Source organism: Pedobacter sp. UYEF25 (assembly GCF_054061655.1).
The window spans coordinates 72,842-91,146 of sequence record NZ_JBSSEL010000017.1; the positions used below are offsets into that span (position 1 = coordinate 72,842).

An 18,305-nucleotide genomic window follows, 5' to 3' on the forward strand; every position below is an offset into this window, starting at 1 on the left:
CCGAATTTTCAAAAATTAACATTAAGATGTTACAGCGTTATTTTAAATTTTGCCTTCCATTGTTTGTGTTGATCATTTTAGGTAATCTAAATGGCTGCAAAAAGGGAAGTTCTGCTACGGAAAAGCCGCAGGATGCTCAACTGTCTTTTACTGTTGATGGCACATACAACGGAACGCTATCCTACAAAAGCGTTAGTGTAAAGCCAAAAATTTCGATTAACTTCTCGCAGCCAATAGATGCAAATTCAGTAACTAAAATTAATTGGAAAACCATTGCAGGCCAAGAAGTTTCTTTTCAATCTAGTTTTAGCAACGATAATAAAATACTCACGCTTTCCCCACTCGTTGATTTAGCGTCTTTCGAAAATTATCTCGTAGTAGTATCTGGCGATTTGATGACCCAAGCGGGCGGTAAAATCTCAAACCCTCTAGAGATACAACTGCAGACAGGTTTGGACTCCAAAGATAAATTTCCGAAAATCTCCGATGATGATTTGCTAACCCTCATCCAAAAACAAACCTTTAAGTATTTTTGGGAATTTGCACACCCAATTAGTGGATTGGCAAGAGAGCGCAATACGTCTGGAGATGTCGTAACGATAGGCGGCTCCGGCTTTGGGATCATGTCTATAGTAGTTGGAATTGATCGAAATTTTATCAGCAGAGCTGATGGATTGGCCAGACTCCAAAAAATAGTGGGATTTCTTAAAACTTCGGATACGTTTCATGGTGCATTTCCGCATTGGTTAAATGGAAACACCGGAAAGGTAGTTCCTTTTAGCGCAAAGGACGACGGTGCAGATTTGGTCGAAACTTCTTTTTTGATGCAGGGTTTGATTGTTGCGAGACAGTTTTTCGCCGGAAATAGTGCGCAAGAAAATCAATTAAGGACAGATATTAATGCGTTAAACAGTAGGGTAGAATGGGACTGGTTTAGACAAGGCGATCAACAAAAGCTTTTTTGGCATTGGAGCCCAACTTATAATTGGGACATTAATTTACAGGTAAAAGGCTGGAATGAAGCATTAATGGTTTACGTGTTGGCCGCTTCGTCGACCACGCACGGCATTCCAAAGTCTGTGTACGACAATGGTTGGGCGGAAAATGGCGCAATTAAGAATGGAAACACATTTTATGGCGTTTCTTTGCCACTAGGACCTCCAAACGGTGGGCCACTTTTCTTTGAGCATTATTCCTTTCTATGCATTAATCCTTCCGGATTGAAGGACGCATATGCAGATTATAGCGTGCAAACGGTTGCTCATACCAAAATCAATTACAATTATTGTGTTGCCAATCCGAAGAATTTTGTCGGCTATTCTAAAGATTGTTGGGGCTTAACCGCCAGTGATATCAATGGCGGCTACACGGCAAGTGCGCCAGATAACGATCGAGGATATATTGCGCCAACTGCCGCAGTTTCCTCCATTGCGTACACGCCAACAGAGTCTATGGCTGCCATCAGGTTTTTTTATTATAAACTTGGCGACAAAATGTGGGGAGATTATGGTTTTAAAGATGCTTTTTCGCTTACAGATCCTTGGTTTGCAGATTCGTATTTAGCGATAGATCAAGGCCCACAGATAGTTATGATTGAAAACTATCGCAGCAAGCTCATCTGGAATTTGTTTATGAGCGCTCCCGAAGTAAAAGTGGGCATGCAAAAACTAGGTTTTACAAGTCCTAACCTATAATTTAGGAAATTTATGAAAAACAAAAAACTGGTTTTAGTTGCCTCTTTTTTCATTGCATGTTTTTTTTTGCAATGTAAGGCGCAGCAATTTGAAACCATTTCAGCAGCTCCTTCCATAAAAAAAAACCTTACCGATGAGCAACTTCTTGATGTCGTTCAAAAGCAAACTTTTCAATATTTTTGGGATGGTGCGGAACCAAATTCTGGTGCAGCCAGAGAGCGATATCATGTAGACAATGTCTATCCGCAAAACGATAAAAGCACAGTAACAACTGGCGCAACCGGTTTTGGGGTGATGGCCATCCTCAGCGCCATCGATCGTAAATATATAAAACGAGAGGTTGGCGTAAATCGGCTGACAAAAATGCTTGATTTCTTGGGTAAAGCCGATCGATTTCACGGTGCCTGGCCACATTGGCTCAATGGCGAAACAGGTAAAGTAATTCCATTTGGACAAAAAGACAATGGTGGAGATTTAGTGGAAACTTCATTCTTGGCACAAGGGCTCATTTGTATAAGCGAATATTTTAAAAACGGATCGGAAAAAGAACAAATTCTGGCAAAAACTGCGGATATTCTTTGGAGAGCTATAGACTTCGATTGGTATAGAAACGGAGGTCAGAATGTATTATTTTGGCATTGGTCACCAGAGTATAACTGGCAAATGAATTTCCCCGTAAAAGGATATAACGAATGTTTGATTATGTATGTGTTGGCCGCTTCTTCCCCTACACATACCGTTCCTGCTAAGGTATACCATGAAGGTTGGGCTCGAAATGGTGCCATAAGAACAAGTTTTGATGTTTATGGACGCCATTTTACTTTGGATTATCAGGGTGAAAAAAATAACGTTGGACCATTATTTTGGGCTCAATATTCTTATTTGGGTCTCAATCCCAAAGGCTTAAAAGATAGATATGCCAATTATTGGCAAAACAATGTAAATCAAACTTTAGCCATCCACGATTATTGCGTGGCGAATCCAAAAGGCTACAAAGGTTACGGGGTAAATTCTTGGGGCTTAACCGCCAGTTATTCGGTTAATGGCTATTCTGCACATACCATCAATAACGATTTGGGCGTAATTTCGCCCACTGCTGCCATATCCTCCATTCCCTATACTCCAAAAGAATCTATTAAAGTGATCAGGCATCTTTATGAAGATTTAGGCGACAAAGTTTGGGGCAAATACGGGTTTTATGATGCTTTCTCCGAAACGGCGAACTGGTATCCGAAACGTTATTTGGGAATTGATCAAGGGCCAATGGTCGTAATGATTGAAAATTATAGGTCTGGATTGCTTTGGAAATTATTTATGAAAAGCGAAGATGTACGTAAAGGATTAAAAAAATTGGGTTTTGAAAGTGCTAACTTGACGAGGTAGAAATGAAGCACTTTAGAGAATTTGTATCGCTTATTCTATTTTTGACTATCTCCGGTGTTTCCTACGCGCAGCAGCAAACCTATTGCAATCCTATAAATCTGGATTATACCTACATGATTTATAATGCTGATAAGGGCCTTTCTTACCGTTCTGGAGCCGATCCGGCCGTGGTAAAATTTAGAGGCGAATATTATATGTTCGTTACCAGATCTTTGGGTTATTGGCATTCTATAAATTTAACCAATTGGGATTTCATCACACCAGAAAAATGGTATTTTCAAGGTTCTAATGCGCCCGCAGCCCATAATTATAAAGATTCTATTTTATACGTAACAGGAGATCCATCTGGGTCTATGAGTCTCTTATATACTGATAATCCAAAAAAAGGAGATTGGAAAGCGACGCCTTCCATTTTAACCGATTTACAGGATCCAGATTTATTTATCGATGATGATGAAAAGGCCTATATGTTTTGGGGTTCATCCAATGTTTTTCCTATCCGAGGAATCGAATTAGATAGAAATAACAATTTTATCCCGATAGGAAAGCCTACTGAACTTTTCAAATTAGATGAAGTAAAACACGGTTGGGAGCGTTTTGGTGAAAATCACATTTCTGCCTTAAAGGGGTACATAGAAGGTGCTTGGCTTAGTAAACACAACAACAAATATTACATGCAGTATGCTGCTCCCGGAACAGAATTTAACGTTTATGGAGATGGTGTTTATACAGCTGATAAGCCGTTGGGGCCGTATACTTATGCACCCAATAATCCTGTTTTTTATAAGCCTGGTGGCTTTATCAATGGTGCAGGGCATGGAAGTACTGTAGTTGGTCCCGGCGGCCATTACTGGCATTATGCGTCGATGGCTGTTTCTGTAAACGTAAATTGGGAGCGCAGGTTATGTGTTTTCCCAACATGGTTTGATAAGGACGGTCTTATGTATGGAAACACGTCTTTTGGAGATTATCCGCATTATGCGCCATCTGTTCCAGATAAACAGGGTGCCTTTGCCAACTGGATGTTATTGTCGTATAAAAAACCGGCTCAAGCGAACGCTTCAGTAGACACTTTTAAGGTGAGCAACGTAACAGATGAAAATGTTAAATCTTTTTGGTTGGCGAAAGCTAACGACGACAAGCAGTGGGTGCAGATAGATTTACTCAGTGCTTCAAAAGTTTATTCCATTCAGATTAATTACCATGATTACCAGTCTAATTTATACGGCAGACCAGCCAATATGCATCACCGCTATTTTATAGAAGGTTCTTTAGACGCAAAAAAATGGATAACCATTGTAGATAGAAAAAATAGCTTTAGCGATGTGCCAAATGATTATGTGGAACTCGAAACTCCCCAGACTGTGCGCTTTGTGAGGTATAGAAATATCCATGTGCCCACAACAAATTTAGCCATTTCGGGTTTGCGAGTGTTCGGAATAGGGATTGGCAAAAAGCCAGAAATGGTTAAAAATTTTAAGGTTGACAGACATGCGGATCAACGAGATGCAATCATTACCTGGAACAAAGTTAAAGAAGCTCAAGGTTACAATGTAAAATGGGGTATTGCCCCGGATAAATTGTACAACTCTTGGCTCGTGTATGAGGAGAATAAGCTAGATCTTAGAAGTTTAAACATCCATCAAGAGTATTATTTTACCATCGAAAGTTTTAACGAAAATGGGATTTCCAATGCCGTGAAGCCATTTAAAATCAATTAATATGAAAAAATTAGCGACTGCAATTTTTACTTTGCTTTTTTCTTTTAGCCTGCATGCCCAGCAAACAGCTAACGCTCCTTTTCAGGCGGAGATAAATGCTTTTAAAGCAGCCGATAAATCGTCTATGCCTTCTAAAGGTGGAATTTTATTTATCGGGAGCTCTTCGCTGCGCAAATGGACGGATTTAGAAAAAGTTTATGCGGATTACCATGCCATCAACAGAGGTTTTGGAGGTTCGACTTTACTCAATGCCATTTATTTTGCTGATGACATTATTTTTCCATATCAAGCTAAGCAAATCATTGTATACAGCGGCGAAAACGACATTGCTGAGGGTGCAAGTGCAGAGATTACAGAAGATAGATTTGAAATTCTTTTTGACATCATCAGGAAGAAAATGCCGAAAGTTCCGATCGCATTTATTTCTATCAAACCCAGCCCAAGTAGAGAAAAGTTTATGCCCGAGTTTTTGTATGCAAATGCATTAATAAAAACTTTTTTAGCCAAGCAAAGCAAGACAGATTTCATTAACGTTTACAACAATATGCTTATGGCGGATGGGAAACCAATGCCTAATATTTTCTTAGACGACAATTTACACATGAACCAAAAAGGCTATGACATTTGGATTAAAGCAATTACTCCTTTCTTATTAAAATAAACTCCTAAAAAACTTCAAAATGAAATCAATAAAATGCATCACCATATTACTCCTCATTGGAAACATGTGTGTTTTTGCACAGAAAAAGTCTGCTACCAAATCCACGCAGATGGATCAGTTTGTAAAATCTTTAATGTCTAAAATGACTGTCGAAGAAAAAATTGGTCAATTAAATTTATTAACCGGCGGAGAGGCAACCACAGGATCTGTAGTAAGTACCGATGTGGAGCAGAAAATTGCAGCTGGGCAAGTGGGTGGTATTTTTAGCATGACCACCCCAGAAAAAATAAGAAGAACCCAAGAAGCCGCGCTGAAAAGTCGGTTAAAAATTCCTATGATTTTTGGACAAGATGTTATTCATGGCTATAAAACTGTTTTCCCAATTCCTTTGGCACTTGCGGCAAGTTGGGATTTGCCAATGATTCAAAATACGGCTAGAATTGCTGCACAAGAGGCTAGCGCAGATGGATTAAACTGGACGTTCTCGCCCATGGTCGACATTTCTCGCGATCCGCGTTGGGGACGCATTTCTGAGGGAAGCGGAGAAGATCCTTATTTGGGCTCCGAGATTGCAAAAGTAATGGTCAAGGGATATCAAGGCGACGATCTATCTAAAAACAATACACTTATGGCTTGTGTAAAACACTTTGCCTTATACGGCGCAGTGGAAGCCGGAAGAGAGTATAATACGGTTGATATGAGCAAAGACAGAATGTACAACGACTATTTCCCGCCGTATAAAGCTGCAATTGATGCGGGCGCCGGTAGCGTAATGGCTTCATTTAACGACATCAACGGCGTTCCCGCTACCGCTAATAAGTGGTTGTTAACTGAGGTATTGCGCAAAGAATGGGGTTTTAAAGGGTTTGTTGTTTCAGACTATACCGGCGTTAACGAACTTACTGCACATGGGCTAGGTAATTTGCAACAAGTGAGCGCCAAATCTCTCACCGCAGGTACTGATATGGATATGGTTGGCGAAGGCTACTTAACTACACTTAAAAAGTCTTTGAATGAAGGTAAAGTAACCATGGCGCAAATAGACAATGCCTGCCGGTTAATCTTAGAAGCCAAATACAAACTCGGCCTGTTCGCAGACCCGTTTAAATATTGCAGTGAGGAACGTGCGAAAACCGAAATTTTAACACCCGCAAACTTGAAAGCGGCTCGTGCCGCAGCAGCAGAAACGTTTGTGTTGCTAAAAAATGAAAACAACATTTTACCATTAAAGAAAACAGGTTCTATAGCCGTTATTGGTCCACTTGGAAATACTAAACCGAATATGGTAGGCACCTGGAGTGTAAACGCCGATTTGAGTGTGGTTTCAACTTTAGTAGAAGGCATTCAGCGCGTAGCTGGTAAAGAAGTAAAAGTGACCTATGCCTTAGGCGCTAATTTAACTGCTGATTCGGTGCTGCAAAAAAACAGTACTATGTTTGGGCGTGACATTCCTCGAGACAACAGGCCAGAGCAGGAAGTAATAGCGGATGCATTGAAAGTGGCAAACAAAGCAGATGTAATTGTAGCCGCCTTGGGAGAATCTTCAGAAATGAGTGGCGAAGCATCGAGCAGAACAAATATCGATGTTCCAGACGTGCAAAAAAGATTGTTGGCTGCATTGCTAAAAACTGGAAAACCCGTGGTGTTGGTCTTGTTTTCTGGCAGACCATTGGCCATAAAAGAAGAAAGTGAAACCGTACCCGCCATTTTAAATGTGTGGTTTGGAGGTACAGAAGCAACAAGTGCCATAGGTGACGTACTTTTTGGAGATGTAAATCCATCTGGTAAGCTGCCTGCTACTTTTCCTCAAAACGTTGGTCAGGTGCCTCTATATTATGCACATAAAAATACTGGCAGACCACTGCCTGCGGGTGCGTGGTTTTCAAAGTTCAAATCAAATTATCTCGATGTAAGCAACGAACCGCTCTATCCATTTGGCTTTGGTTTAAGTTATACTACGTTTAGTTATGGTGATGTGAAATTAAATGCCAATAATTTAAGTGCTGGAAAACCAATTACAGCAACAATTAGCATTACAAATTCTGGAAAAATGGCTGGTAAAGAAGTGGTACAAATGTACATCCAAGATTTAGTTGGTAGCAGTACTAGGCCTGTAAAAGAGCTTAAAGGGTTTCAGAAAATCAGTTTAAACCCCGGTGAGACGAAAGAAGTAAGTTTTAACATTTCTGAGAACGATTTAAAATTCTACAATGCTGATCTTAAATACTTAGCCGAACCAGGAGATTTTAAAGTTTTTATCGGTACCAATTCCGCCGACGTGAAAGAAGCAAATTTTAAACTAAGCAAATAAATCCTTATAATGCACAATGATTAAGTTAGTTGGTTTCGTTTTCTCATGTTTTTTAACCGCTGCGGGCCTCAACAGTTTTGCACAAGACAGTACTTCATTTAAAGAAGTAGTGTTTGCCAAAAATGAAGACACACTTTCTTTCCGCATCCTTTATCCATTGAATTTCGATGCTACAAAAAAGTATCCCATCCTATTCTTCCTGCATGGTTCAGGAGAGCGTGGCAACGATAATAGAAGTCAATTGGTGCATGGAAGTGCGCAGTTTTTAAAAGATAGTGTCCGCAATGCTTTTCCTTCCATAGTGATTTTTCCGCAATGTCCTTCCAAAGACTCTTGGTCCGACGTTGGTATCGTGACCGAGAACGGAAAACGAACCTTCAATTTTAAAAAATCAGGGAAACCCACAAAGTCCATGCATGCGCTTTTGGCTGTGGTGAAAGATTTTCTTCTTAAGGATTATGTAGATAAAAAGCAAGTATACGTTGGCGGTTTATCCATGGGTGGTATGGGAACTTATGAAATATTGAGGAGAAGGCGGCATACATTTGCGGCGGCTTTTGCCATTTGTGGTGGAGATAATTTAGCCAACGTTAAAAAATTTAAACAGGTACCGCTTTGGATTTTCCATGGTGCAAAAGACGATGTGGTAGATCCTGCGTTTTCAATTGCCATAGCTAATCGGTTGAAGGGCTTTGGCGATGAAGTGAAATTAACCATCTATCCAGATGCGGGCCACAACAGTTGGGATAGCGCCTTTGCAGAACCTAAATTTTTGCCTTGGTTGTATAGTCACAAGAAATAGCCTTGATTCCTCAACGGGTTTACAATGTTTTGGGCGTTACCCTGAAAAGGGGTCGCGCTTTCCGTTCCAATCTTTTTGTTCGTTCCTCACAAAAAGGATTTCCTCTGCAATCGCTAACCAAGGTGCAACAAGCCACAAAATTTAGCCTCTTACAGATTACATCCCTGCGTGTTTTTGCTTACAAAAACTCGGAGGGATTGAATGTTTATAGAAAATATGGATGTATAGGATTTGTGCGACCGATTAGGGGGTAAGGGAATATACAATCGAACGGAAAAATAAATAATTGAAGTGTTCCGGTTCGTTTCGCTAATTTGGCATTTGTTTTTTGGCGTCTGCTCAGCGCGCTAACAACAGAAACGGCATCTTTTTGGGCTTTTTTTTTGCCTAAAAAATACAGTGGATGGCGTGTTAAAGCGCCCAAATTTTTATCGAAATAACTGCTGCTTATCCCAAACTAAACATTCTTTACAGAACAATAGAAAAGCGTTATGTCAATTTTTTTATATTTGTATCGAGACAAAACAAGATAAAATTATGCTAAAAGGATTTTTTAATGTGCCGGAGCCTGTAAACGAACCAATTTTAAATTACGCGCCGGGCAGTAAGGAACGTGAGCTCTTAAAAAGTGCACTTGCCGAGGCGCGTGCCCAAGAGTTGGAGATTCCAATGTACATTGGAGGGGAAAAGTTTTTTACAGAAAAAAAAGGAACATTATCGCCACCACACGATCATAAGCATGTGTTGGGGACTTATAGTATCGGCGACAAAACGCACATCAATAAGGCCATTGAGGCTGCTCTAGGGGCAAAAACAGCATGGGAAAATTTATCGTGGGAACATAGAGCGTCAATTTTTTTGAAGGCAGCAGATTTAATTGCTGGGAAATATCGGTATAAGTTAAATGCAGCAACGATGCTCGGACAAAGTAAAAATGCTTATCAGGCAGAAATCGATGCGGCTTGCGAACTGATTGATTTTTTACGGTTCAACGTTGGCTATATGGCCGAAATTTACAAACAACAGCCACCGGTTTCTCCACGTGGCGTTTGGAATAGGGTTGAACAACGCCCTTTAGAGGGTTTTGTATTTGCGCTTACGCCGTTTAATTTTACGGCCATTGCTGCAAATCTACCGGCTTCAGCAGCGATGATGGGCAATGTGGTGGTTTGGAAACCGGCAGATACCCAAATATATGCCGCAAACTTATTGATGGAAATCTTTATAGAAGCTGGCGTTCCGGATGGTGTTATAAACCTAGTTTATGCAGACGGACCAGAAACTGGCGAGGTGATATTTAATCATAAAGATTTCGCTGGCATTCATTTTACAGGTTCTACCAAGGTATTTCAAGAAATTTGGAAGACTATAGGAACCAATATCCATAAATATAAATCGTATCCACGCATTGTTGGCGAAACCGGCGGAAAGGATTTTATCCTTATTCATCCTTCTGCGCAGGTGGACGTTTCTAGTACGGCAATTGTGCGTGGAGCATTCGAATACCAAGGACAAAAATGCTCTGCTGCGAGTAGGGTTTACATTGCCAAAAGCTTGTGGCCCGCCATTAAGGAAAAATTGATTTCAGATTTGGCAAGCTTTAAAATGGGCGGGACTGAAGATTTCAGCAATTTCATAAACGCTGTTATCGACGAGCGGTCTTTTGACAAACTGGCTAAATACATTGATGCAGCCAAAGCAGATAACGGGGTAGAAGTGATTGCCGGTGGAAATTACGATAAGAGTAAAGGCTATTTTATAGAACCAACAGTATTAGTTGCAGACGACCCGAAATATACGACCATGTGCGAGGAGCTCTTTGGTCCGGTATTAACCGTCTATGTTTATGAGGATAAGGATTTTGATGCGGTTTTGGAACTGATTGATACCACTTCGCCTTATGCATTAACTGGTGCCGTAATTGCGCAAGATAGATATGCAATTGAGAAAGCTAGCCATGCACTACGCAATGCTGCAGGTAATTTTTACATCAATGATAAGTGCACTGGCGCGGTTGTAGGTCAGCAGCCATTTGGTGGCGCTCGGGGTTCTGGTACAAATGATAAGGCTGGATCTATGATAAATTTATTGCGTTGGGTATCTCCGCGTACAATTAAAGAGGTATTCGACTCGCCAACAGATTACCGTTATCCCTTTTTGGCACAAGACTAAATCTTAGTGTTTTTTGACCTATAAAAACGACCGAGAAGTGTTGTTTTTATAGGTTTGTTGATTTAAAGAAAGCGTTTATATTTGTCGGGAGAGATGCCCTTAACAATTCCAGTATTTACACACAAATTAGTTTAAAATGTACAAATCGCTACAGCCCATTCTTCAAAAAGAGTTAGAGGAAATAGAAAATGCCGGTCTTTATAAAAGGGAGCGCATCATTGTAACACCACAGGGGGCCGACATCAAGGTGAAAGGTGGTGGTGATGTGATCAACTTTTGTGCAAACAATTACCTGGGGCTTTCTTCTCACCCCAAAGTACTAGAAGCAGCAAAAAGAGCTATAGATGAGCATGGTTACGGCCTGTCTTCTGTGCGATTTATCTGCGGAACGCAAGATGTACACAAAGCGCTGGAAGCAAAATTATCTGCCTTTTTAGGTATGGAAGATACCATTTTATATGCAGCAGCTTTTGATGCAAATGGTGGTGTTTTCGAACCATTATTCGGTGCCGATGATGCCATTATTTCTGATGAATTGAACCATGCTTCGATTATCGATGGTGTAAGGCTTTGCAAGGCGCAACGTTTTCGCTATAAAAATGCGGATATGGAAGATTTGGAGCAGCAACTTATTGCGGCCAAAGATTGTCGGACCAGAATTATAGTTACTGATGGTGCTTTTTCTATGGATGGTTCGGTTGCGCCTTTGGACAAAATTTGTGACCTAGCCGATAAATATGATGCCTTGGTTATGATTGATGAATGCCATTGCAGTGGTTTTATAGGTAAAACCGGTCGTGGAACGCACGAACATTTTGGCGTAATGGACAGGGTAGATATTATTACCGGGACTTTGGGCAAAGCGTTGGGTGGCGCTTCAGGAGGCTTTACGTCGGCGAAAAAAGAAATTGTAGCCATGTTACGCCAGCGATCTAGGCCTTATTTATTTTCGAATACGTTGGCACCTGCCATTGCCGGCGCATCAATTGCAGTGTTGGATATGCTTAGCGAGACAACGGATTTGCGAGATAAATTGGAAATGAACACCAAATATTTTAGAGAAAAAATGACGGCTGCTGGTTTCGACATTAAGCCGGGCTTCCATCCAATTGTTCCAGTAATGCTGTATGATGCAAAGATTGCCCAAACTTTCGCTGAAAAAATGCTCGGCGAAGGCATTTACGTTGTTGGTTTCTTTTATCCTGTGGTGCCAAAAGATAAAGCTAGGATTAGAGTGCAGATTTCTGCAGGGCATGAGCGTCATCATCTAGATAAAGCGATACAAGCATTTACCAAGGTTGGGAAAGACTTGGGAGTGATTTAGAGCAAAGCTATGGGAGCAAGGAACAACTCGCAAAGATAAAGCGGCAATAATTTGTCTGAATATTTCAATTGCCAATGACAAAGATCAAAAATTACAGAGGCTGTAGAATAGCTACTTCTGACCTTTGTTGTAAAACCTGGTGTGTCGGTTCATTTTCTTGCAATAAATTGGCTAATACTTGTTTTTGAACCCGCTCAATAAAAAATAACAGTCAAAATAGCTGTATATTTGAAGCGATGTTACAGGAGAGAATTCAAAAATATACAGAAGAAATAAATCAGTTTGTTACCGAAAAGGCAGATGAGCTGGAACAGTTTCGTATCAAGTATTTAGGCTCTAAAGGAATCATTAAAGAGGTTTTTGAGGAGTTTAAAGCTGCATCCGTTGAGGAAAAAAAATCTTTGGGAAAGGTTTTAAATGCTTTTAAGCAAGTCGCAGAGCATAAATACCAAGCTTTAAAGGACGCTGAGATTGCAGATAAAGATACCGTAATAGCTGAACACATAGATTTAAGTTTACCTGGCGAAGGTTTCGATATTGGATCTCGTCATCCACTTGCACTTGTTAGAAGGGAAATTGTAGAAATTTTTGCTAAACTCGGTTTCGCCGTTGCCGAAGGTCCGGAAATAGAAGATGATTGGCACAATTTCTCTGCGTTAAATTTCCCCGAGGAACATCCAGCCAGAGATATGCAAGATACTTTCTTCATAAAAAAAGGTGGAGAAAAAGGTGATATAGCCTTACGCACGCATACTTCAAGTGTTCAAGTTCGAATGATGGAACAGGGCCAGCCGCCATTTCGGGCGATTATGCCCGGGCGTGTGTATAGAAATGAAGCCATTTCTGCCAGGGCACATTGTTTCTTTCATCAGATAGAAGGATTGTATGTAGATGAACAGGTTTCCTTTGCCGATTTAAAGCAGACCCTGTTTTATTTTGTCCAAGAATTGTATGGCGAAGGGACAGAAGTTCGTTTCCGTCCTTCCTACTTCCCATTTACAGAACCAAGTGCCGAAATGGATATTTCCTGCACCATTTGTAAAGGTGAGGGTTGCGGAATGTGTAAATACAGTGGGTGGGTGGAAATTTTAGGATGCGGAATGGTAGACCCAAATGTGTTGGAAAATTGCGGCATCGATTCCAAAAAATATAGTGGCTTTGCTTTTGGAATGGGTGTAGAGCGCATTGCAAATTTAAAGTTCGAGATTAAAGATTTGCGATTATTTTCAGAAAACGATCTTCGTTTTTTGAAACAATATAAATCTACTTTGATATAATGCGGCGCTATTGCGGTTTTTTGATTTGTGTGTTTTTGTTGTTCGGATGCGGGAAAGTGCAAGACTTTATTCCAGATGTACCCGTCAACTTTACTGCGCCCTTAACAGATCCGCGGTTAAGTCCTTTAAATACCGTTGGCGGCGCCGTAATTATCAATGGATATGGGATTTCTGGCATTATCATCAGCAAAACGCCATTTGGTGAATTTGTAGCTTACGATAGGACCAGCACCGTAAACCCTCAGAAGAAATGCGCAGTGGTTTTAGAATCAGGAGAATTTACTGTAACAGATCCCTGTTCTGGCGCTAAATTTTCGTTATTAGACGGATCTCCTGCAAAAGCGCCGGCTATTAGGTCTTTAAAACAATATTATGTTTCTATATCGGGAACAGTGTTACACGTAACAAATTAAAATGGAAGCTGAAAAAATTAAGGAAACCGTAAAAAAAGCAGCTAAAGAACTGTTTAGGAAATATGGTTACCATAAAACCAGCGTAAACGAGATTGCCAAAAAAGCACGTATTGCAAAAGCCACTATCTATAAATATTTCGACAGCAAAGAACAAGTACTGGATCAAATTTTAATGGACTATCTAGATGTAAATCTTAATGAGATTTTGCATCAAAAGGTAACCTATAAAAACGAAGAAGAACACCTAAAAGCGTTAGTCATGCGCACCAGTCGCCTGTCGTTTACGGTTTGTAACGAATTTATAGGTTGGGATTTTGTAAGAGAGAACGCAAACTCACAAGAATTTTTAAAACACCTATCAGATCAGCTCGAAGCGCTTTTACTCGCCGCATACCTAAAATTAGACAACTTTAAAAATAATCCATCTAGAAGAGAAGGTCTTGCATTTTTGTTAAAGGCAAGTAAAAGCATTGTGTTTTCTTTTGCATTTACCTCTGTGAGCGATGCCGATGTAAGAAAGAACTTTGTAAGTTTTCAAAAAGAGATTTTGCCTTTTTTAGTTAAGGCGGCATTGTAGTTATTCTGTTTTAACAAGGCAGGTCTGTCATTTGTAATTTGTATAAATCAAACCAAATTTATGCTTAATGTGCACAAACGCTGTCAATTTTTAAGAGCGATCAATTGATTGCGATCGAGAATTATACAATTGAAAGAAAAACCTGCCGCATCAACGAAGAGTGCTGCGCTGTACATTTCATAGAAATTAAATATTGGCTTTGTTTAGGATTTAGAGCTTAAATAGTGAAGTTATTTTATTGCATAATAAGATAAAACCGATTGGTCGTTAGAAAATTGTATCGTAAAAGATTTGACGATTTTACAAACAAAAAATCTAATAACTAAAAATAAATTGTATTTAAGCGCTTCTAAGGCTAATTTATTTCGGTAAACTTATCTTTCCCATAAAAACAGATGGCACGTCATTGCCGAAGTCAATCTTTTTTCCGGAAAGCGTTTCGTTGGCCAATATTGCAAAAAGTACAGCTTCTTTTGCGTCGGGATGAATGCCAAGTGCTGCCGTTGTATTGAACAATGTGTTAGGAATTTTTTCTTTTAATTTATCTACCAACAACGGGTTGTGCATCCCTCCTCCACTTATAAAAATTCGCACAGTTTGGCCGCTATCCATACATTTGTTAAGTGCGTTTCCAATGGCCTCAGCAGAAAAATCACAGAGCGTTGCCATAACGTCTTCTTGTCTTAAAGTTTCTGTTGAGGATTGCTTTTGTGCTTGCAGCAGATAGTCTAAATTAAAGCGCTCTGGCCCGGTTGTTTTTGGAAAATTTAAGGTGAAAAATTCATGATTTAGCAAAGCACTTAACAGCTTCTGATTTGCCTTTCCTGCAGACGCAACTGTGGCGTCTTTATCGTAAAATTTACCGAAATGCTGTTGCATGTATTGGTCCATTAGCGTATTTCCAGGGCCAATATCGGTCGAAATGACCGCGGACGCTTCCAAGCTGCCAGGCAAATACGTGAAGTTTGAAATGCCCCCAATATTTAACATTATCCTGTTTTCACCGCTTTTGGAAAAGATTAGGTAGTCGCCATAAACAGCTAGTGGAGCGCCCTCACCGCCGGCCGCTACATGCTTTTGTCGAAAATCTGATAAGGTGATGATGCCAGTTTTGACTGCAATGTGGTCGCCATCGCCAATTTGCAAGGTTGCGTTTGGATAACCCGGTAAATGATGTAAGGATTTTGGCGCGTGAAAAATGGTTTGACCATGGCTTGCAATAAAGTCAATGTCATCAGCTTTAAAACCCCAATTTGACAACGCGCCATTTATTAATTTCGCATGTATGTTTGCAACGTGTTCATTCATCAAACAGACCAATTCTAAATCTGCATTTTTTTTAGAGAAAATGGCTTTTAGTTGCTTTCTAAAATTGTTGCTATAAGCTTCTGTGGTAAATTTGATGACTCTTATGTTGGTGTTCACACCTGATCCCTTTACCGCGCAAAGTGCTATATCCAAGCCGTCCATCGAGGTGCCACTCATTAAACCAATAATCAATTTTTCTTCCTTTGCTGCTCGGTGACACAGGTTTTTTATCTGAGCATTCATATTGTCGTAGGCTTCATCAAATGAATCGTTAAAAACCTTAAAGCTAGCGGTAAAAAACAACTTTAGCGAATAGGCATATCTTAATTATTTCTATCTTTACTGCTCCGTACTCATTTATCAAAAAAAACATGGCTAGACTAAATCTACTGGAGGAAACGCGTTTTGAGAAACTTCCAGTTACCGTATTTAAAAACCAAAAAACTGCTTCGGTCGACGTTGCTCGGCGAATAGGTGAGCTTATCCAAAAAAAGCAAGAGCAAAAACTTAATGCAGTTTTAGGCTTGGCAACAGGGGTTACTCCAATTGCTGTTTATGCCGAATTGGTTAGACTCCATAAGGAAGAAGGGTTAAGTTTTTGGAATGTAATCACTTTCAATTTGGACGAATATTATCCTATGCAACCGGGGGCGGCACAAAGCTATGTGCGGTTTATGGACGAAAACCTTTTTAATCACATAGACATAAAAAAAGAAAATATTCACATCCCAGACGGCACGCTAGCGTTAGAAGACATTCCTTTTTTCTGCATTGGGTATGAAAAGATGATTGGGGAACTCGGAGGTTTGGACATTCAAATTTTAGGAATTGGTCGTACTGGTCACATCGGATTTAATGAGCCAGGTTCTGCGCCAAACTCTGGTACACGTTTGGTCACTTTAGATGATTTGACCCGCAGAGATGCTGCCAGAGATTTTGGAGGAAAATCTTTTGTGCCAACTAAAGCCATAACCATGGGCATCGGCACCATATTCAAAGCCAGGGAAATTATTTTGATGGCTTGGAACAGTAAAAAGGCACCAATTATTAAGAAAGCTGTAGAAGGCGAGATTTCTGGAGATGTTCCTGCAACCTATTTACAATTATCAGAAAATGTTGAGTTTATACTAGACGAACCAGCTGCATCTCAGCTTACCAGATTTGATACACCTTGGTTGGTAAAAGATTGTGTGTGGAGTGAGGTAATGATTCGTAAAGCTGTTATCTGGTTGGCAAAGACACTCGGTAAGCCCATCTTAAAGCTTACAGAAGACGACTATAACAATAACGGAATGGCTCAACTTGCGACCGAAAAAGGGCCTGTGTATAACATCAACATTCATATTTTTAATAAATTACAACACACCATAACGGGTTGGCCTGGTGGCAAGCCAAATGCTGATGATTCGCAGCGCCCAGAGCGTGCCGAGCCGGCGAAGAAAAATGTTCTTATATTTTCTCCACACCCTGATGATGATGTTATTTCTATGGGAGGGACTTTTATTAGGTTAGTAGACCAAAAGCACAATGTGCATGTAGCGTATCAAACCTCTGGAAATACAGCCGTTTGGGACGATGATGCGTTGAGATTTGTGGAGTTTAACGTCGATTTTGCTGCTAAAATGGGCATGGATGACCAAAAGCTCACGCATATTTACCAAAATATGCGCACGTTTATGCAGCAGAAAAAACCAAACCAAGTAGACACCCCTGAAATACAGTCTGTTAAAGGGTTAATACGTAAAGGGGAGGCAATTGCTGGGGCTCGATATTGTGGTCTAGATGACGATCACATTCATTTTCAAGCTTTGCCTTTCTACGAAACGGGTAAAAATCAAAAACATCCTGCAACTTTAAAAGATGTAGAGCTTACCATGGAATTAATGCAGAAAGTCCAACCGCAGCAAATATTTGCGGCTGGCGATTTCGAAGATCCGCACGGAACTCATATTGTTTGTTTTAATATTATTTTAGACGCTTTGACGCGTCTTCGAAAAACAGAGGTCTGGGCACAAAATTGTTGGCTGTGGTTGTACAGGGGAGCTTGGTTAGAGTTTGATATGTACGAAATAGAAATGGCTGTTCCGTTAAGTCCAAAAGAGTTGGAGCGGAAGAAATATGCTATTTTCAAACATCAAAGTCAAAAAGACAGAGCCGTTTTTCCAGGAGATGATTCCAGAGAATTTTGGCAGCGCGCAGAAGACCGCAATAGAGAAACGGCGAAAGGATATGATGAATTGGGGCTTGCTGAATACGAAGCCATGGAAGCATTTGTTAGATGGAAATTTGAAGACTAATTTTTTTAGAAGAAATCATTCCATATTTAGTAAGAAAGTCAATCTTGGTTTTGCCAACAATTGACTTTCTTGTTTTATATAGCGGAATGTGGCAAAATAGGCTCATAAAAATAATTATTTAAATTATTTGTGCGTTCCCCTTCCCAACACTCTTGCAAGCGCTCGGGTCGGGCTCCCGAAGCAAAATCGAGACGAGTATTCCATTACAATCTCCTATGTTTGAATAATAATAATTTATCATCAAATTTATAGAAATAAGTGAAGAGGTGGGAGAGTGAGTTGGCATCCTAAGCAAGTCTAGAACTATGCTGCGTAAAAGATATAACCTCCCGTCTCTTTGTTCTTTAGAGTTTGAACAGAATGTA

At 40.2% G+C, this 18,305-nt stretch carries 14 protein-coding genes; 12 read left to right on the plus strand and 2 right to left on the minus strand.

The window, feature by feature from the left end; translation table 11 throughout:
* Positions 1-26: 26 nt before the first annotated feature.
* The 11 genes from ACVWYG_RS15190 to ACVWYG_RS15240 all read left to right on the plus strand — a co-directional run bounded on the left by ACVWYG_RS15190 (position 27) and on the right by ACVWYG_RS15240 (position 14,335).
* Positions 27-1,694, plus strand: coding sequence for a glucoamylase family protein (locus ACVWYG_RS15190; protein WP_457271193.1), 1,668 nt, complete (start codon positions 27-29; stop codon positions 1,692-1,694).
* A gap of 12 nt (positions 1,695-1,706) precedes the next feature.
* Entirely contained in the window at positions 1,707-3,077 is a 1,371-nt protein-coding gene (locus ACVWYG_RS15195) for a glucoamylase family protein (RefSeq protein WP_457271195.1), read from the plus strand.
* A 2-nt stretch (positions 3,078-3,079) separates the two neighbouring features.
* The gene (locus ACVWYG_RS15200) at positions 3,080-4,798 is read left to right on the plus strand and encodes a family 43 glycosylhydrolase (RefSeq protein ID WP_457271197.1); all 1,719 of its coding nucleotides are present in this window, start codon (positions 3,080-3,082) and stop codon (positions 4,796-4,798) included.
* Position 4,799: 1 nt separating this feature from the next.
* A complete protein-coding gene (locus ACVWYG_RS15205; RefSeq protein WP_457271199.1) occupies positions 4,800-5,459 on the plus strand; it encodes a GDSL-type esterase/lipase family protein in 660 nt (219 codons plus the stop codon).
* A 19-nt stretch (positions 5,460-5,478) separates the two neighbouring features.
* Positions 5,479-7,770 carry a beta-glucosidase BglX gene (bglX, locus tag ACVWYG_RS15210; protein WP_457271201.1) on the plus strand — a complete coding sequence of 764 codons (2,292 nt, stop codon included), beginning with the start codon at positions 5,479-5,481 and terminating at the stop codon, positions 7,768-7,770.
* A 16-nt stretch (positions 7,771-7,786) separates the two neighbouring features.
* Positions 7,787-8,572: a carboxylesterase family protein gene (locus ACVWYG_RS15215; RefSeq protein WP_457271203.1), complete on the plus strand. Its 786-nt coding sequence runs from the start codon at positions 7,787-7,789 to the stop codon at positions 8,570-8,572.
* A gap of 537 nt (positions 8,573-9,109) precedes the next feature.
* Positions 9,110-10,744 carry an L-glutamate gamma-semialdehyde dehydrogenase gene (pruA, locus tag ACVWYG_RS15220; RefSeq protein ID WP_457271204.1) on the plus strand — a complete coding sequence of 545 codons (1,635 nt, stop codon included), beginning with the start codon at positions 9,110-9,112 and terminating at the stop codon, positions 10,742-10,744.
* A 136-nt stretch (positions 10,745-10,880) separates the two neighbouring features.
* Positions 10,881-12,068, plus strand: a complete 1,188-nt coding sequence (gene kbl, locus ACVWYG_RS15225; protein WP_457271205.1) for a glycine C-acetyltransferase — start codon at positions 10,881-10,883, stop codon at positions 12,066-12,068.
* 236 nt (positions 12,069-12,304) lie between these two features.
* Positions 12,305-13,345, plus strand: coding sequence for a phenylalanine--tRNA ligase subunit alpha (pheS, locus tag ACVWYG_RS15230; protein ID WP_457271207.1), 1,041 nt, complete (start codon positions 12,305-12,307; stop codon positions 13,343-13,345).
* Positions 13,345-13,758, plus strand: coding sequence for a hypothetical protein (locus ACVWYG_RS15235; protein WP_457271209.1), 414 nt, complete (start codon positions 13,345-13,347; stop codon positions 13,756-13,758). The genes pheS and ACVWYG_RS15235 overlap by 1 nt, the downstream gene beginning before the upstream one ends.
* A gap of 1 nt (position 13,759) precedes the next feature.
* Positions 13,760-14,335 carry a TetR/AcrR family transcriptional regulator gene (locus tag ACVWYG_RS15240; protein WP_457271210.1) on the plus strand — a complete coding sequence of 192 codons (576 nt, stop codon included), beginning with the start codon at positions 13,760-13,762 and terminating at the stop codon, positions 14,333-14,335.
* Between the two features lie 360 nt (positions 14,336-14,695).
* On the opposite strand, the gene ACVWYG_RS15245 is transcribed toward ACVWYG_RS15240, so the two are convergent.
* Entirely contained in the window at positions 14,696-15,886 is a 1,191-nt protein-coding gene (locus ACVWYG_RS15245; protein WP_457271212.1) for an anhydro-N-acetylmuramic acid kinase, read from the minus strand.
* 128 nt (positions 15,887-16,014) lie between these two features.
* On the opposite strand from ACVWYG_RS15245, the gene ACVWYG_RS15250 reads away from it, so the two are divergent.
* The gene (locus tag ACVWYG_RS15250; RefSeq protein ID WP_457271213.1) at positions 16,015-17,940 is read left to right on the plus strand and encodes a glucosamine-6-phosphate deaminase; all 1,926 of its coding nucleotides are present in this window, start codon (positions 16,015-16,017) and stop codon (positions 17,938-17,940) included.
* A 118-nt stretch (positions 17,941-18,058) separates the two neighbouring features.
* Here ACVWYG_RS15250 and ACVWYG_RS15255 read toward each other — a convergent pair.
* Positions 18,059-18,305: hypothetical protein (locus ACVWYG_RS15255; protein ID WP_457271215.1), on the minus strand; the 247-nt coding region annotated here is incomplete at its 5' end.

Excerpts from the sequence above, each read along its gene's own strand:
- ACVWYG_RS15215 (WP_457271203.1), top strand. The coding sequence starts at position 7,787 with ATGATTAAGTTAGTTGGTTTCGTTTTCTCATGTTTTTTAACCGCTGCG.
- kbl (WP_457271205.1), top strand. The coding sequence starts at position 10,881 with ATGTACAAATCGCTACAGCCCATTCTTCAAAAAGAGTTAGAGGAAATA.
- pheS (WP_457271207.1), top strand. The coding sequence starts at position 12,305 with ATGTTACAGGAGAGAATTCAAAAATATACAGAAGAAATAAATCAGTTT.
- ACVWYG_RS15235 (WP_457271209.1), top strand. The coding sequence starts at position 13,345 with ATGCGGCGCTATTGCGGTTTTTTGATTTGTGTGTTTTTGTTGTTCGGA.
- ACVWYG_RS15250 (WP_457271213.1), top strand. The coding sequence starts at position 16,015 with ATGGCTAGACTAAATCTACTGGAGGAAACGCGTTTTGAGAAACTTCCA.
- ACVWYG_RS15245 (WP_457271212.1), bottom strand. The coding sequence starts at position 15,886 with ATGAATGCTCAGATAAAAAACCTGTGTCACCGAGCAGCAAAGGAAGAA.
- pruA (WP_457271204.1), top strand. The coding sequence starts at position 9,110 with ATGCTAAAAGGATTTTTTAATGTGCCGGAGCCTGTAAACGAACCAATT.
- ACVWYG_RS15200 (WP_457271197.1), top strand. The coding sequence starts at position 3,080 with ATGAAGCACTTTAGAGAATTTGTATCGCTTATTCTATTTTTGACTATC.
- ACVWYG_RS15195 (WP_457271195.1), top strand. The coding sequence starts at position 1,707 with ATGAAAAACAAAAAACTGGTTTTAGTTGCCTCTTTTTTCATTGCATGT.
- ACVWYG_RS15190 (WP_457271193.1), top strand. The coding sequence starts at position 27 with ATGTTACAGCGTTATTTTAAATTTTGCCTTCCATTGTTTGTGTTGATC.
- ACVWYG_RS15205 (WP_457271199.1), top strand. The coding sequence starts at position 4,800 with ATGAAAAAATTAGCGACTGCAATTTTTACTTTGCTTTTTTCTTTTAGC.
- ACVWYG_RS15240 (WP_457271210.1), top strand. The coding sequence starts at position 13,760 with ATGGAAGCTGAAAAAATTAAGGAAACCGTAAAAAAAGCAGCTAAAGAA.
- bglX (WP_457271201.1), top strand. The coding sequence starts at position 5,479 with ATGAAATCAATAAAATGCATCACCATATTACTCCTCATTGGAAACATG.